Source organism: Roseococcus sp. (assembly GCF_965227005.1).
In the GTDB taxonomy this organism is placed as follows: Bacteria; Pseudomonadota; Alphaproteobacteria; order Acetobacterales; family Acetobacteraceae; genus Roseococcus.
Map to the genome: position 1 here is coordinate 483610 of NZ_CBDDFJ010000036.1, position 14083 is coordinate 497692.

The following is a 14083-nucleotide window of genomic DNA, read 5'->3' on the forward strand; positions in this document are numbered from 1 at the left end:
CAGGCTTGCCGCAACAAATCAGGAAGCGTCCCATGTTCCAAAGCGACCTCTTCGCAGGGCAGCACGTGCTGGTCACCGGCGGTGGCACCGGCCTCGGCCGCGCCATGGCCGAGCGACTCCTCGCCCTCGGCGCCACCGTCGAGATCTGGGGGCGGCGCGCGCCCGTGCTGGAGCAGGCGGCCGCCGAGTTGGGCCCCGCCTGCCACTGGCGCGCGGTCGACATCCGCGACCCCGAAGCGATCGAGGCCGCCGTGGCGGCGAGTTGGGACGCCGGGCGCCCCTACACGCGCCTCGTCAACAACGCCGCCGGCAACTTCATCAGCCGCACCGAGGACCTCTCCCACCGCGCCTTCCGCGCCATCGCCGACATCGTCTTCCACGGGACCTTCCAGGTGACGACCGCCGTCGGGAAGCGCTGGATCGCGGAGAAGACGGGCGGCGCGGTGCTGTCCATCGTCGTCACCTGGGTCTGGACAGGATCGCCCTTCGTGGTGCCCTCGGCCATGTCCAAGGCCGGCGTGGACGCCATGACCAAGTCGCTCGCCGTGGAATGGGGTCGCTACGGCATCCGGCTGAACGGTATCGCGCCCGGCGTGATCCCGACCGAGGGCGCCAGCTCACGCCTGCGCCCTGGCGACAACCGCCACAGCGAGCCCGCGCAGCGCAACCCGCTCGGCCGGGTGGGCCAGCTGGGCGAGATCGGCGACCTCGCGGCCTTCCTGCTGGCGCCGCAGACGGGGTGGGTCAACGGCCAGACCATCGCGCTCGACGGCGGCGACTGGCTCGCCAACGGCGCCTATTTCACGGACTACCTGCACTGGGGCGACGAGGAATGGACGGCCGCCCGCGAGCGGATCCGCGCGCGCGACGCCTCCGACCGCGCGCAGCGGGGCTGAGGTGACGGCACGGATCATCGCCGGCGCCGTCGAGCGCGACGGCGCCGAGCTGGACACCCGCGGCGCCCGTCTGGCCGGCGGCCTGCGGCGGCTCGGGCTGCGCGAGGGCGACGTGCTGGCGGTGCTGCTGCGCAACGACGCCGCCTATGCCGACGTGGTCCTCGCCAGCCGCGTCGGCGGCACCTTCTATTGCCCGCTCAACTGGCATTTCACCGTCGAGGAAGCGGCCTTCATCCTCCGCGACAGCGGCGCCAGGGCCATTCTGGCCGAGCCCGCCATGCTGGAGCCGCTCCGTGCGGCGCTGCCAGCTGATATCGCCGTGCTCAGCCTCGGCGAAGAGTACGAATCCTGGCTCGCCGCGCAGCCCGCCTATGACGGTCCGCCCGTCCAGCCCCGCGCGCACATGGGCTATACCTCCGGCACCACGGGCCGACCCAAGGGAGTGCGCCGACTGCCCGTGCCGCCGGAGCGCCAGGCGGCCCAGCGCGCGGCCATGGCCGAGGTCGTCTCCGCCACCTTCGGCACGGAGCCCGGCTGCCGGGCCCTGGTCTCGGCGCCGCTCTATCACAGCGCGCCCAGCGTCTTCGTGCAGAATGCCCTGGCGGCGGGGGAGCTGCTCGTCGTCGAGCCGCGCTTCGACGCGGAGCAGACCCTGGCCCTGATCGAGCGCCACCGCATCGAGGTCGTCTACCTCGTGCCGGTCATGTACGTCCGGCTGCTGCGACTGCCCGAGGAGGTCCGCCGCCGCTACGACATCTCCTCGCTGCGCTTCGTCTGCTCCACGGGGGCGCCCTGCGCGCCGGAGGTGAAGCGGGCCATGATCGACTGGTTCGGGCCGATCATCACCGAGACCTATGCCTCGACCGAGAGCGGCATGATCACCGTCGCCACCAGCGCCGATGCCCTGGCCCGCCCGGGCACCGCCGGCCGGGCCGTTGGTGGCGCGGAGCTCCGCATCCTGGACCAGGCGGACCGGCCGCTGCCGATCGGCGAGATCGGCCGCGTCTTCGTGCAGCAGCCGGCCTATCCCGACTTCACCTATCACGGCCGCGAGGAGGAACGCCGCGCCATCGAGCGCGACGGCTGCATCTCGCTCGGCGATATGGGCTATCTCGACGCGGAAGGCTTTCTCTTCCTCTGCGACCGCGCCTCGGACATGGTCATCTCCGGCGGCGTGAACATCTACCCCGCCGAGATCGAGCACGCGCTGCTGCGCCTGCCGGGCGTGCTGGACTGTGCCGTCTTCGGCATCCCCGACGCGGAATTCGGCGAGCGGCTTCATGCCATCGTCCAGCCCGCCTTGGAGGCGGCGCCCAATTCGGACGACATCGCCGCAGGGCTGCGCGCCCTGATCGCGGGCTACAAGGTGCCGCGCGGCATCGAGATCACCGCCGAACTGCCGCGCGATCCCAATGGAAAGATCGCCAAGCGCAAGCTGCGGGAGCCCTATTGGGCTGGCCGCGAGCGGCGCATCTGACGACAGGAGGAAACAACAAGTATGATCGCCCGCCGCACTTTGCTCACCCTCCCCGCCACGATGGCCGCCCCCGCGCTTCACGCGCAGGACACCTGGCCCAGCCGGACGCTCCGCCTCGTCGTGCCCTATGCGCCGGGGGGCGTGACCGACCAGCTCGGCCGCTCCATCGCCGAGCGCCTGTCCCGCGAGCTCGGCCAGACCGTCGTCGTCGAGAACCGCGCCGGCGCCAACACGATCATCGGCACCCAGGCCGTCGCGCAGGCCGCGGGCGACGGCTACACGCTGCTGATGGCTTCGGGCGCCAGCATGGTGCTGAACCCCATGCTCTACCGGCGGCTGCCCTATGATGCCGGCCGCGAGCTGACGCTGCTCGCCTCCATGGTCGAAACGCCGCTGCTGATGGTCGTGCCGCCCTCGCTGTCGGCGGCCAATGTCCAGGAATTCGTCGCGCTGGCACGCCAGCGGGAGATGAACGTGGCGACGGTGGGGATCGGCAATCCCATCCACCTTGCGGCCGAGCTATTCCGCATCTCCGCCGGGATCGACCTGCAGAACGTTGTCTTTCCCGGCAGCGCGCCCGCGCTCACCTCGCTGCTGGCCGGCGACGTGCAGGTGATGTTCGACGTGATCCTGACCTCGCTGCCCTTCGTGCAGACCGGCCGGTTGCGGGCGCTGGGCGTGACCACCCGCCAGCGCGTGCCGGTGCTGCCCGATGTCCCCGCCATCGCCGAGCTGGGCTTCCCCGAATACGAGGCGACGACCTGGTTCGGCGTCGCGGCGCCCAGCACGGTGCCCGACCCGATCAAGGCGCGCCTGCGCGGCGCTCTGGCGGCCGTGCAGGCCGATCCCGCCTTCCGCGAGCGCTTCGCCAGCCTCGGCCTGCTCATCCAGCCCGCCCGCGACGAGGCAGGTCTCGCCGCCATGCTGGAGGCGGAGCGCCGGCGCTGGTCCGGCGTCATCCAGGCCCGGGGGATCGTTCTCGACTGAGCGGGCGGGCCCCGTTTCGCCCCGCCCGGAATTGTAGAGTATTCTCACCGGCAAGGAGGTCTGCAAATGGCGCGACATGCCGCTGATGGGTGCCAAACTGCGTGAATTGCGCCAGCGCCGCGGCCTCGGCATGCGGGAGCTGGCGCTTCGGTCGGGCATCTCGCACTCGGCCATCTCGCTCATCGAGCGCGACCGGATGAGCCCCTCGGTCGATACGCTCGGCGCCATCCTCGCCTCCCTGGGCTCGACGCTGTCCGCCTTCTTCGAGGACTTGGATTCCACTCTGCCCCGCCGCCCCCTTCTACCCGGCCGAGACACTGACCGAGATCGGCCGGGCCGACCGGGTCTCCTATCGGCTGGTGGGCATGGACTATCCCAGTCGGCGCATGCTGCTCCTCTCCGAGCGCTACGCCCCGAGCAGCGCCATCGTCGAGGTGACGGCGGCGCAGGCCACGGGATTGCCGCTGTAGGTCTCGGCGCGGGTGCCGCGTCCGTCGACGAAGGCCCGCATGATCTCGGGTCGGCCGGCCACAGCGGCGACCGCGATGCCGCTGCCGATCGCCTTGCCCAAGGTCACCAGATCCGGATCGAGGCCCCAAAGCTGCGAGGAGGTCCGGCCTGGAGCCGGAAGCCCATCAGCACCTCGTCCATGATCAGCAGCGCGCCATGCTGCCGCGCCAGGCGCTGCAGGGTTTCCAGATAGCCGGGATCCGGCACCAGGCAGCCGGCATTGGCCAGCATGGGCTCGACCAGGATGGCGGCGATGTCGCCTTGCTCGGCGAAGAGGCGTTCGGCAGCCGCATCGCAGGCAGTTCGTGCCGTCGTCATTCGGGTCGAATGGATCAGCAGCGATGGGCGACGCTTCGCTGGGAATTTTGCGCGGGCGGCCACGACGCTTCGGTTCGGCGTGCGGGGCAGAGGAGCGAAGGGCAACCAACGCCGTCTCGTTCACAACTTTTCGCGGCCGGCCTCGGCGTTTCGGTTCGGCCTGCGTCGGCTCGGGATCAACACGTGACGATTCCCACATCGGCATGACGTGAACGGCGGGCTGCTGGGGCTCGCGGGGAGCAGACAACTCGACTGGGGCTAGATTGGGCGCTGGTTTGGTCGGAAAGCCCTCGGCCCAAGTGGCGGCGCGGACGCCCGATTCGCGCGGACGCTGTTCCTGACTTCTGGAAGACGGTGATGATCGAACATGCACCACTTCGACGGAGCGGCTGCCGCTAGACGGCCCACGACGAGGAATGCTCAGCAACTCTCGCTGCTGGTGTGGGGCGGCGTGATCGTCGTGAAAGCGGGCAAAGACATGATCAATGTCGGCCATGAAAATCCTGGCGTGCTGAAAAATGGAAGCACCCTGACAACGTTGGCGGGCGCTGCATGGAACTCGCGCGATGCACTCTGGTTTTTCCAGTCGATCGCTAGGCGATCTTAGCCTCAAACAAAAATGAGTAGGCCGCGAAAAATGATCAACGAGATCAGCGACTAAAGCTTGAGGGTAAAATCGGGCTACCCTCAAGGTTCAGAGAGTCTCTGCGCTCCGGAGAGGGAAATCACCTCTCGTTCCGGCATCGAACCATCAAGGTTTTCTCGTGAACCTCGGGCAAACCCGCGCCTTAGCGCGACGCCAACCGATGAGAGAAAGTTTCTTCGGGGAAAAACTGGAGCGGGTCAAGGGATTCGAAACCTCGACCCCAAGCTAGGAAGGTCGGCGATTCGGCCGAGTTGTATTCGACATAAGCCGAACCCTGTCCCCGCATCCCACTTCACCCGATCACAGAACGCCCCGACAGAAATGTCGGGGCGTTCTGTGTTCTGGGGCCCTCTCCGCCAGACGGAGGATCGCGCCCAACTCGCCGCGAACCTCGATCCGGAGAACGCCACCCTCCGGGATCAGGCGGACCTCCTCGACCAGGCTGCGAACCAGCTCACGCGCATCGGCGGCATCGTCGGAGGCCAGCGCCTCCGCGAGCTCGGCGATCCGCCGGCGGTATAGCTCCGCCAGGTTCGGATGATTGAATCGATCACATGGCTCACGTCTCACCCGTTTAACTTCATGCTTCTGCATGTAGGATGGGCGGAATAGATATCGCGGCAGGGGAGCGCGTCGGCAGATGGCAGAAATGCAGGAATTCCTCGCGCTTTTTCCCTGCCCTATGATGAAATTTCTGGTTATTGGCAGCACCGTGGATCTTCGCTCGTCGGAGAACCGGGTTACCGGGGCCGGATTCGGGCAGGGCATGACCTCTTGAAAACCGCCCGTCTGATTTTTCTGGGCCTGCCGGCCCTTTGTGCCCCCCTGACGGCCCAGGCCGTCGAATCGAGGGCCTCCGCGCCCGTCCTCCTCGCGCAGTCCGCGCCGTCGAACGGCACCGTCCCGGCTGCGAGCGCCGCCGCCGCCAGCCTCTCCCTCGCGCGTTTCCCCAGTGCCGGCGCCACCGACGTGCTGCTTACCGTCACGCACCCCGGCCGCTTCACGCTCCGCGCCGAGAGCCCCACCGGCACGGCCCTGCAGCTCGTGGACATGCTCGCGGGGCCCATGGATTGGGTCGGCGAGCCCGGCGCGGCCGATGGTCGTCTCGACGCCCTTCTGGATGTCGGCACCTACAAGCTCCGGGCCCGCGGCGCGGATGGCGCGTCGGGCGAGACGGCTCTCTACGTCACGCCTTTCCGCGAGCCGGCCCCCCCGGCGATCCTGCGCTCCGGCGCCACCGTCAGTGCTACGCTGGCCGATGGGGAGCAGCGCAGCTTCTGGATTGTCGTCGAGGCGCGCCGCCTGGTGCGGATCGAGGCGGCCGGCCGCGCTCTGGCCGATCTCCGCCTCTGGCGCGATGGGCGCGACATGATGCCGCTGTCGACGCTCGCGACCAGCATCGAGCCCCGGCCTGGTCATGCCCTGATGGACCTCCTCGCCACGCCCATGCTGGAGCCGGGCAGCTATCTCGTCACCGCCTATGGCGGACCGGCCCGCGCCTGGGCGGATGGCGATGCGACGCAGCCCTTCCATCTTCGGCTGGATGCGGGCCCGGGCTTCGCGGAGGGCTGGCTGGCCGGGCGGATCGGCCCCTTCGGCAGCGAGGTGCTGGCCGTTCCCGGTCAGGCCCGGCAGTTCCGGCTCGATCTGCCGCAGCCGGCCGTGGCTGAGCTGGACGTCACCACCGATGGCCGGACCTTGCGCGCCGCCATCGCCGCCAACAGCCGCCAGCCCGTCGCCTGGCTGCGCACGAGCCCGCGCGGCGACGCGCCGCGCACCCTCACCGTCACCGGCCAGGAGGGGCAGGCCTTCACGCTGCGCTCCTTCGGCGAGGGCGGTGCCCAGGCGCAGGGCCCCGGCAGCTTCCTGGTGCTGGGCGAGGCGCCCGGACGCGGCGGCGACGAAGCGCCGCCCAGCGCCCTGCTGCTGCGCACGGCCGGCCGCACATCGGCGCTGCTGGAGGGCGTCGGCCCCCGCATCGGTCCAGGCCAGGCCTGGCGCGGGCGCTTCAATCTCTCCCAACGGTTGCGGCTCGCGCTGGAAGTCGCCGCCTCGGGTCCGGTGACGCTCGCCACCAGCGGCGTCGCCGTCACCCCCACCTTGCTGGCCGTTGCCGGCGAGCGCCCCACGCCCCGCGCGGACGGGCAGGCCGCCACGACCTGGGATCTGCAGGCAGGGTGGTATCTGCTGGACTTGGTGCCGCCCGCGAATGCCTCGGGCGTGCTGGACATCGTGTTGGGCCCGCCTGGCCTGGTTCCGGCGGCGCCTTCGGCCACGCTGCCGGCCGATCCCGTCCTGCTGATGGGCCAACCGACGCTCACGGCCGAGCAGCGCTTGCGTCTGGTCGCTGACGGCGTGGCGCTGCTCGCCCGTCCCCTGCCGCTCGACCTGGGCGCCGCGCCGCTGACCGTCACGCTGCTGCCGGGGCAGGGGCTCGAGGTGCCGGTCGCGACGCCCGAGACCGGCGAGCTGCGCGCGGTGGCGCTGGAGGGCGGCGCGGTGACGGCTCGCCTCCTGGCAGGCCCGCCGCGCCGGTTGCACATCGCGCCATCGCCGGTGGCGCGCACCCTGGTGATCTCCTGGCGTGCGCCCGAGCCGCCGGCACCGCTGCCCCGACCGGCGGCCCCGGAGGCCCTGCCGCGGCTGAATGCCGGCGCGCCCTACCGGCTGGATCTCGTCCGCGACGAGCAGCGCAGCCTGGCGCTCCATGTCGCCGAGGGCGGCCTCTACCGGTTGGAGACCACGGGCCGCCTGCGGACGGCCGGGCGGCTCGGCACCAGCCTTCTTCCCGAGCTGGATGTCGCGGCGGGGAACGGCGTCGGCCAGAACATGCTGATCCAGCGCTATCTGCGGGCCGGCGAGTACCGCTTGGCCGTCACGGCCCAGCGCTCCTCGGGGCGGCTCGGGGTGGTGGCGCGGCCCGCGCCGCTGCTGCAGGCCGCGCCCCTGGTGCCCGGCGGCACCGCGCGCGTGGCCTTGTCCGCCGGCCAGGGCCTGGCTCTGCCGCTGACCATCGCCACGGCGGGGCGCTACCGCCTCGATCTCCGCAGCCTGGGCCGGACCGTGCGGGGTCGCTTCGAGGATGCCGAAGGCTGGCCGCTGCTGCCGGCCGGCGAGCTTGGCGTGCTGGAGCAGGAGCTGCGCCCCGGCGCCTACCGGCTGGTGGTCGAGCCCGCCGATGTCGAATCCCGGCTGATCGCCCGGCTGACGGAACTGACCGCCCCGGCGGCCCTGGCCGGCCATGGGCCGCACGCGCTGGGCTTCGGGCAGACGGCCCGCCTGGAATGGCGCGAGCCCGCCGCCGGGGCGGCCCGCGAACCCGATCGCTGGCATTTCCAGTTGGAGGGGCCGGCGACGGTGCGGCTCGCCATTGGTGACGACATGACCGCCACGCTGAGCCGGCGGGACGGCGCCCGGCTCGGCGTCTTCGCCGGCGGCGCGCCCTATGAGGGGAAGCTGGAGGCGGGCGCCTATGAGGTCGAGGCGCGCGCCCTCGGCCGCAACGACCGGCTGGCCTACACGCTGTCCCTGGACAGCGACGAGCTCCAGCCGGAGGCGCCGCTCGCGATCACGCTGCCGGCGACCATTGCCTTCGCCCTTGCCGAGGACCGGGTCGTCAGCCTCTCGACCTTCGGAGGCGCCGAGCTGCGGGCGGTGCTCAGCGATGCGGACGGGCGGGAGATCGCGCGCGACGAGGGCGGTGCGACCGATTGGAACCTCGCCTTGTCGCGCCCGCTGCCGGCGGGCAGCTACAGCCTGTCGCTGCGCGGCCTCGATCCCCTGGCGCCGGCCGCGATCCCGACGGATTCCGAGGACGACGCTGCGAGAGAGGAAGCGCCGGAGGAGGACGGCCCGGAGCAGAGCCAGCGCCCGGCGGAGGACAGCGTCGAGCTGCGATTGGCCTTACCGCAGGCTCTCGCGGAACGCGGCCTCCCGCTGACCGGCGAGACGCTGCTGTCGGAGGCCGGCGTCCATCGGCTGCTGCTGCCCCAGGTCGCGCCCGAGGCGCTGCTGCTGGCACGCGCCGCCGCGGATCGCGCCATGGTGCTCAGCCTCGAGAAGCGCGCCGGCGACGGCATCTGGCGCGTCGTCGCCACCGGGCGCGGGCAGGCGCCGATGCTCGCGGTTGCCGCCGAGGCGGGCGCGAGCTGGCGGCTTTCCGCCTGGGCCGAGGAAGGCGAGGCGACCCCGATCCGCGTGACGGCGCGGGCCCTGCGCCCCGATGCGCAAACCGCGAGCCCGGCGATCCCCGCGGCCGTCGAGGGTTTTCCCGGCACCTATCTCGCTGTGGCCGCCCTGGACGCCGAGACGGCGATGACGACCGGGGCCGGCATTCTCACCGGCACCGCGCCGGGCCAGCCCCTGGCCGCGTCCGGGACCGTGCTGCCGCAGTCCCGACGGCTTTGGCTCCTGGCGCGAAACGCCCAACCGATCGCCCTTTCGCCGGTTTCCGCCGGACCGGAGGCGCCGCTGGTGCTGACCCTGCCGCCGGGCGAGGTCGCCACGCTTCCCGCCGCCGCCGCACCCCGGCTGTGGATCACCTCGACCGGCGGCGCCCCGGTCTGGATGCAGGCCGGGCGCGGCATGGATGTCGGCGCGGGCTCCGCTTTGGCCCTGGCGGGCAGCGAGCCCCTGCGCCTGCGGGGCGAGGGGAGCGCGCCCGTGCGCGTCAGCCTCCGCGCCGTCGACCCGACCTTGTCGCCAGTGCGGGCGATGGAGGGGGGCGGGCTGAATGCGACCCTGCCGGCCGGCACCGCGCAACCCGTCACCCTGCCGGCCGGGCCGCATGAGGCGCGGTTGGATCTGGCTCCCGGCACGGCGGCCATCCTGGGCTGGCGCGGGCCTGCCCCGGTCACGGTCTGGGCCGGCGAGGCGGCCGTGAGCCGGCTGGCCGCGACCCAGGGGGAGGAAATGTTGTTCGTGAACACGGGCGCCGTGCCGGCACCGGTGAGCCTCAGCCTCAGCCTCTCGCCGCTTGCCGGCGCGCTGGCCCTGGCGCCCGGCCGGGCGCTGCGCCGCTTCCCCGGCGCCGCCGGCTCGCTGGTCCTCCCGGTCGAGGCGCGGCCCGGTCAGCGCCTGTTCTGGGCCGGCGCGCTGGCAGGCCGGTTCACGGGCGCGGACGGGCTGACGGCCGTTCAATCCGGCGCGCGCGTGACGGGGCCGGGGCAACTCGTCCTCACCCATCCGGCCGGCCCCTTGCTCGCCTGGCTGGAAGGCGAGGGGAGCTCGCCCTTCCCGGCGGCCACCCCGCAGGCCGCGGCGCTGCCGTCGCGCGTGGCGCTGGGCGGCGAGGCCATGGCCCTCGCCCTCGAGCCGGGCGGGCCGGTGCTGCTGCACGCCCGGACGACCGCGCCCGTGGTGCTGGCGCTCGGTGACGCGCCGCCGGAGCTTTTCGCGGCCGGGGCCGAGTTCCACCGCTACCTGCCCGGCGCCACCACCCTGCGCCTGCTCTCGCCGCAGGAGGGGCCGCTGACCGGCACGCTGGCCCTTACCGCGACGCCCGTCCTCCCGGCCGCCGAAGGCCTGGGCGAAGCGGTGATCGTGGCGCCCGGCGGCACCGCGCTCTTCGGCTTCACCCTGGCGCGGCAGGCCCGGATCGGCCTCGGCCTGCGCGCCATGCCCGATCGCGTGGCCATCCGCCTGCTGGATGCGGCCGGCCGGCCGTTGGGGGAGGGCGTCGCCCAGCTGCGCGACCTGCCGCCCGGGACCTATCTGATCGAGGCCCGGATTCCGCCCGATTCCGTCGCCACCGCCCTCCGACCCGCCCTTCTCGGGCTGGCGCCCCGCCCCGACGGGCCGCCCGCCGAGATTCTTCGCGACTATCAGGCCCGGAGCGGCGTCACGCCCGCCGCCGGGCCGCGTTGAGGACCTCCCGGATGCATCGCTCCCTGCTCGGTCTTCTCGCGCTCCTGATGGTGCCCATGGCCCTGGCCCAGGTGCCTGGGAACCAGACGCCTGCGAACCAGGTGCCCGTGCTGGATCGCGCCGCGCGCGCCGATGGCGCCACCGTGATCCCCGATCGTTTCCTCCGCCGTTGGGATCCCGTGACGGTGCTCTTCGACCGCGATCGCGGCCCCGCCGCCGGCGGCCCGGAGGACGCGCCGGAGCGGCTGGTCGCCCTGGAGCCGCCGATCCCCGGCGAATGGCTGTGGCTCGGCCCCCGCGCCTTGCAGTTCCGTCCCACCGAGCCCTGGCAGCCGCTGCGCCGCGTGTCCCTGACGGTGGAGGGACGGACCACCCGGCTGGTCCCGCTGCTGCCCGCCCCGGTCCAGACCCAGCCCGGCCCGGACGAGGAGGGGATCGCCGGCCTCGACACCATCGTCCTGACCTTCCCCGATCCGGTGGACCCTGCCGCTCTGGCACGTCTACTCACGATCGAGCTGCGGCCGCTGCCCGGAACCGCGACGCCGGCGGCCGAGCGCCTCGCCGCCGGGGATTTCCGCATCCGGCCGGTGGAGCGCGCCGGGCGCGACGCGCCGGCCAGCTATCGCGTGGTGCTGAACCGTCCGATCCCCGATGGGCGGATCGCGCTGCTGCGCCTGGCGCTGGCGGACGAGCCCGGCCTCGACGCGCAGAGCTTCGAGCTGCGCCTGCGCAGCGCGGCGCCCTTCACCCTGACCGACCTGTCCTGCGGCCGCGGCCTTTCGCGCGAGACGGAGGACGGGCTGATGCGCTGCGTGCCGGAAGGCGAGGGCGCGCGGCGCGGCCTGGTGCTGCGCTTCTCGGCCGAGGCGGCGGCGCCGGACATCCTCATCGCCCGCCAGGCGCTGCGGATCACGCCGCCGGTCGATGACCTGCAGGTGACGGCGGAAGGACGCCGCTGGCGCGTGACGGCCCGCTTCGAGGCCGACACGGCCTATACCCTCGCGCTCCAGCCCGGCGCGGTGACCGACACGCGCGGCCGGGCGCTGGAGGTGCCGCCGGCGCCCACCCGTTTCGCCTTCGAGGCGGATCAGCCCGCTTTGGGCTGGGACGCACCGCAGGGCCTCGTGGAACGCGAGGGGCCGCAGATGGTGCCGTTGCGCGGCCATGGCTACGACCGGGCCGATCTGCGCATCCACGCCATCGACCCGCTGGCCCGCGACTTCTGGCCCTTCCCGAACCCTGGCCTGCAGACCAATGACGACAACGCGCCCCCGCTCGCCGGCAATGCGCCCTCGCCCTGGACCGGCGCGGGGAGCCTGCAGCGCAGCGCGATGGCCGCCCGGCTGCGCGCGCTGGGTTCGCCCGCCGTGTCGGAACTGGTGACGCTGCCGTTGCGGCGAGGCAGCGCCGAGGCCCGCTTCGGCTTGGACGTGGCGCCGCTGCTGGCGCGCATCGCCGGCCCGCGCCAGCCCGGCACCTATCTTTTCGGCCTGCGCGCGGTCGACGGAGGGACGCGGCGCTGGATGCGGGTGCAGGTGACCGACCTGGTGCTGACCACGGTGGAGGAGCCCGAGCGCGTCCGCTTCGCTGTCACCTCGCTTGCCACCGCGCGGCCGGTGGAGGGCGCGGAGATCCGGCTCGAGGGCCTTTCCGGGGAAAACTTCACCACGCTGCTGCGCGGCGTCACCCGCGCGGACGGCAGCTTCGACTGGACCGCGCCGCCCGGCACCACGCCGCAGCGTCTGCGGCGGGAACTGCGGCGCATCGTCGTGGTGAAGGGCAACGACACGCTGGTGCTCGATCCCGACCGCAATCCGCGCTCCTACGGCCCGCGCGGCTGGGCGCGGGACGGCGAACCCTGGCTCGGCTGGACGCAGCAGGCGGACATCGCCGACCGGCGCGAGACGCCGCGGCTGCTGTGCCACATCTTCACCGAGCGGCCGATCTACCGGCCGGAGGACCCCGTCCACATCCAGGGCTTCGTGCGGCGCTATGCCGGCGGCGATCTGGCCTTCGCGCGCGAGGCGGGGCGGATCTCCATCGACGGGCCCGGCGACCAGCGCTGGGACATCGACCTCACGCCCGATGCGAACGGCGGCTTCCACCACCTGTGGAACGACGCGACCGACGCCACGGGCGAATACACCCTTCGCTTCTCCTCGGGCGACGAGAGCTGCGGCGAGATGCGCTTCCGCAAGGAGGCCTATCGCCTCCCGACCTTCGAGGTGCTGCTCAACACGCCGCAATCGGCGCAGGCCCGCGTGCCGCTGGACGCGCCCTTCTCGGTCGAGCTGCTGGCGCGCTATTTCGCCGGCGGGCTGGCGGCGGGCCGGCCCGTCACCTGGCGCGTGCGGCAATTCCCCGAGCCCTGGTCGCCGCCCGGGCGCGAGGGCTTCCGCTTCTCGACCGACAGCCGCTATTCCGGCCAGAGCGAGTTCCGCTCCTCGCCCGTGCTGAACCGCGAGACGCGCACCGATGACGGCGGCGCCGCGCGCCTGGACCTCGACCCCAGCATCGAGCCCACCGCGCAACCGCGCCGCTACGTGGTCGAGGCCACGGTGACCGGCGATGACGACCTCCAGGTCCGCAGCGTGCAGAACGTGGTGGCGCTGCCGCCCTTCGTGCTCGGCCTCAAGCTGCCGCGCTACATCGCCGAGCCTGGCGCCATCGCGGGCGAGGCGCTGGTGGCCGATGCCGAGGGGCGGCCCGTGGCTGGCATCGCCTATACCGCCACGCTGATCCGCCGCCATTGGAACTCGGTGCTGCAGGCGAGCGACTTCAGCCAGGGCGCCGCGCGCTACACCACGCAGGTGGTGGACGAGGTGGTGGAACAGCGCAGCCTGACCAGCGCCGCCGAGGTCGCCGCGCTGAACTTTGCCGCCGCCGAGGCGGGGGTCTATCTCGTCGAGCTCGCCGCCGAGGACCGGCTGGGCCGGCGGCAGGCCGTGCGCGTGGACCTGTTCATGGCCGGCGGCACGCCGGTCACCTGGTCGCGCCCACCGGCCGAGACGGTGACGCTCTCCGCCGACAAGGACGCCTATGAGCCGGGCGAGACGGCGACGCTGCTGATCCAGAGCCCGTTCCAGACCGCCCGCGCTTTGGTCGTGACCGAGCAGCCCGACGGCCGCTTCCGCTACGACTGGACGGAGATCGCCAACGGTTTCGGCCGCGTGGCCGTGCCGATCCGGCGCGAGCAGATGCCGCGCCTCGCGGTTCATGTCCTGCTGATGCGCGGCCGGCTGCCGGGCCCCGGCCCCACCTCGGCGGCGCCCTTCGACCAGGGCCGGCCCGTTACCCTGGCCGCCACGCGCTGGCTGACCGTGACGCCCGCGCAGCACCGCGTGAACGTGGCGCTCTCGGCACCGGCCACGGCCCGGCCGGGCG

At 72.7% G+C, this 14083-nt stretch carries 9 protein-coding genes and 1 pseudogene; 8 read left to right on the forward strand and 2 right to left on the reverse strand.

The genetic code is table 11. From position 1 onward, the window contains the following. Positions 1 to 32 precede the first annotated feature (32 nt). The 4 genes and pseudogenes from ACO057_RS19670 to ACO057_RS19685 form a co-directional block, all read left to right on the forward strand. Complete coding sequence (locus ACO057_RS19670; RefSeq protein WP_421994611.1) at positions 33 to 896, forward strand: SDR family oxidoreductase; 864 nt, start codon at positions 33 to 35, stop codon at positions 894 to 896. A gap of 1 nt (position 897) precedes the next feature. Beyond that, a complete protein-coding gene (locus ACO057_RS19675; RefSeq protein WP_421994613.1) occupies positions 898 to 2373 on the forward strand; it encodes an AMP-binding protein in 1476 nt (491 codons plus the stop codon). Between the two features lie 21 nt (positions 2374 to 2394). Further along, complete coding sequence (locus ACO057_RS19680) at positions 2395 to 3360, forward strand: Bug family tripartite tricarboxylate transporter substrate binding protein (RefSeq protein WP_421994615.1); 966 nt, start codon at positions 2395 to 2397, stop codon at positions 3358 to 3360. 130 nt (positions 3361 to 3490) lie between these two features. Then, positions 3491 to 3556, forward strand: a pseudogene (locus ACO057_RS19685) (XRE family transcriptional regulator); the annotation flags it as partial. Positions 3557 to 3766: 210 nt separating this feature from the next. Here the strand turns inward: ACO057_RS19685 and ACO057_RS19690 are convergent. Together ACO057_RS19690 and ACO057_RS19695 are read right to left on the reverse strand one after the other, a co-directional pair. Then, entirely contained in the window at positions 3767 to 3937 is a 171-nt protein-coding gene (locus ACO057_RS19690; RefSeq protein WP_421994617.1) for an aminotransferase class III-fold pyridoxal phosphate-dependent enzyme, read from the reverse strand. Continuing rightward, complete coding sequence (locus tag ACO057_RS19695) at positions 3934 to 4188, reverse strand: aminotransferase class III-fold pyridoxal phosphate-dependent enzyme (protein ID WP_421994619.1); 255 nt, start codon at positions 4186 to 4188, stop codon at positions 3934 to 3936. The genes ACO057_RS19690 and ACO057_RS19695 overlap by 4 nt, the downstream gene beginning before the upstream one ends. A 367-nt stretch (positions 4189 to 4555) precedes the next feature. Here ACO057_RS19695 and ACO057_RS19700 point away from each other — a divergent pair, with 367 nt between their 5' ends. From ACO057_RS19700 to ACO057_RS19715, 4 genes are all read left to right on the forward strand, one after another. After that, positions 4556 to 4795, forward strand: a complete 240-nt coding sequence (locus ACO057_RS19700; RefSeq protein WP_421994621.1) for a hypothetical protein — start codon at positions 4556 to 4558, stop codon at positions 4793 to 4795. A gap of 360 nt (positions 4796 to 5155) precedes the next feature. Next, entirely contained in the window at positions 5156 to 5356 is a 201-nt protein-coding gene (locus tag ACO057_RS19705; RefSeq protein ID WP_421994623.1) for a hypothetical protein, read from the forward strand. A 252-nt stretch (positions 5357 to 5608) separates the two neighbouring features. Then, on the forward strand, positions 5609 to 10699 hold the full coding sequence (locus tag ACO057_RS19710; RefSeq protein WP_421994625.1) for a hypothetical protein: 5091 nt from the start codon (positions 5609 to 5611) through the stop codon (positions 10697 to 10699). Positions 10700 to 10710: 11 nt separating this feature from the next. Continuing rightward, positions 10711 to 14083 (forward strand): MG2 domain-containing protein (locus ACO057_RS19715; protein WP_421994627.1); only part of this gene is annotated, 3373 nt, incomplete at its 3' end.

Coding starts and splice junctions, on each gene's coding strand:
- ACO057_RS19670 (WP_421994611.1), top strand. CDS start 33: ATGTTCCAAAGCGACCTCTTCGCAGGGCAGCACGTGCTGGTCACCGGC.
- ACO057_RS19680 (WP_421994615.1), top strand. CDS start 2,395: ATGATCGCCCGCCGCACTTTGCTCACCCTCCCCGCCACGATGGCCGCC.
- ACO057_RS19705 (WP_421994623.1), top strand. CDS start 5,156: ATGTCGGGGCGTTCTGTGTTCTGGGGCCCTCTCCGCCAGACGGAGGAT.
- ACO057_RS19700 (WP_421994621.1), top strand. CDS start 4,556: ATGCACCACTTCGACGGAGCGGCTGCCGCTAGACGGCCCACGACGAGG.
- ACO057_RS19695 (WP_421994619.1), bottom strand. CDS start 4,188: ATGACGACGGCACGAACTGCCTGCGATGCGGCTGCCGAACGCCTCTTC.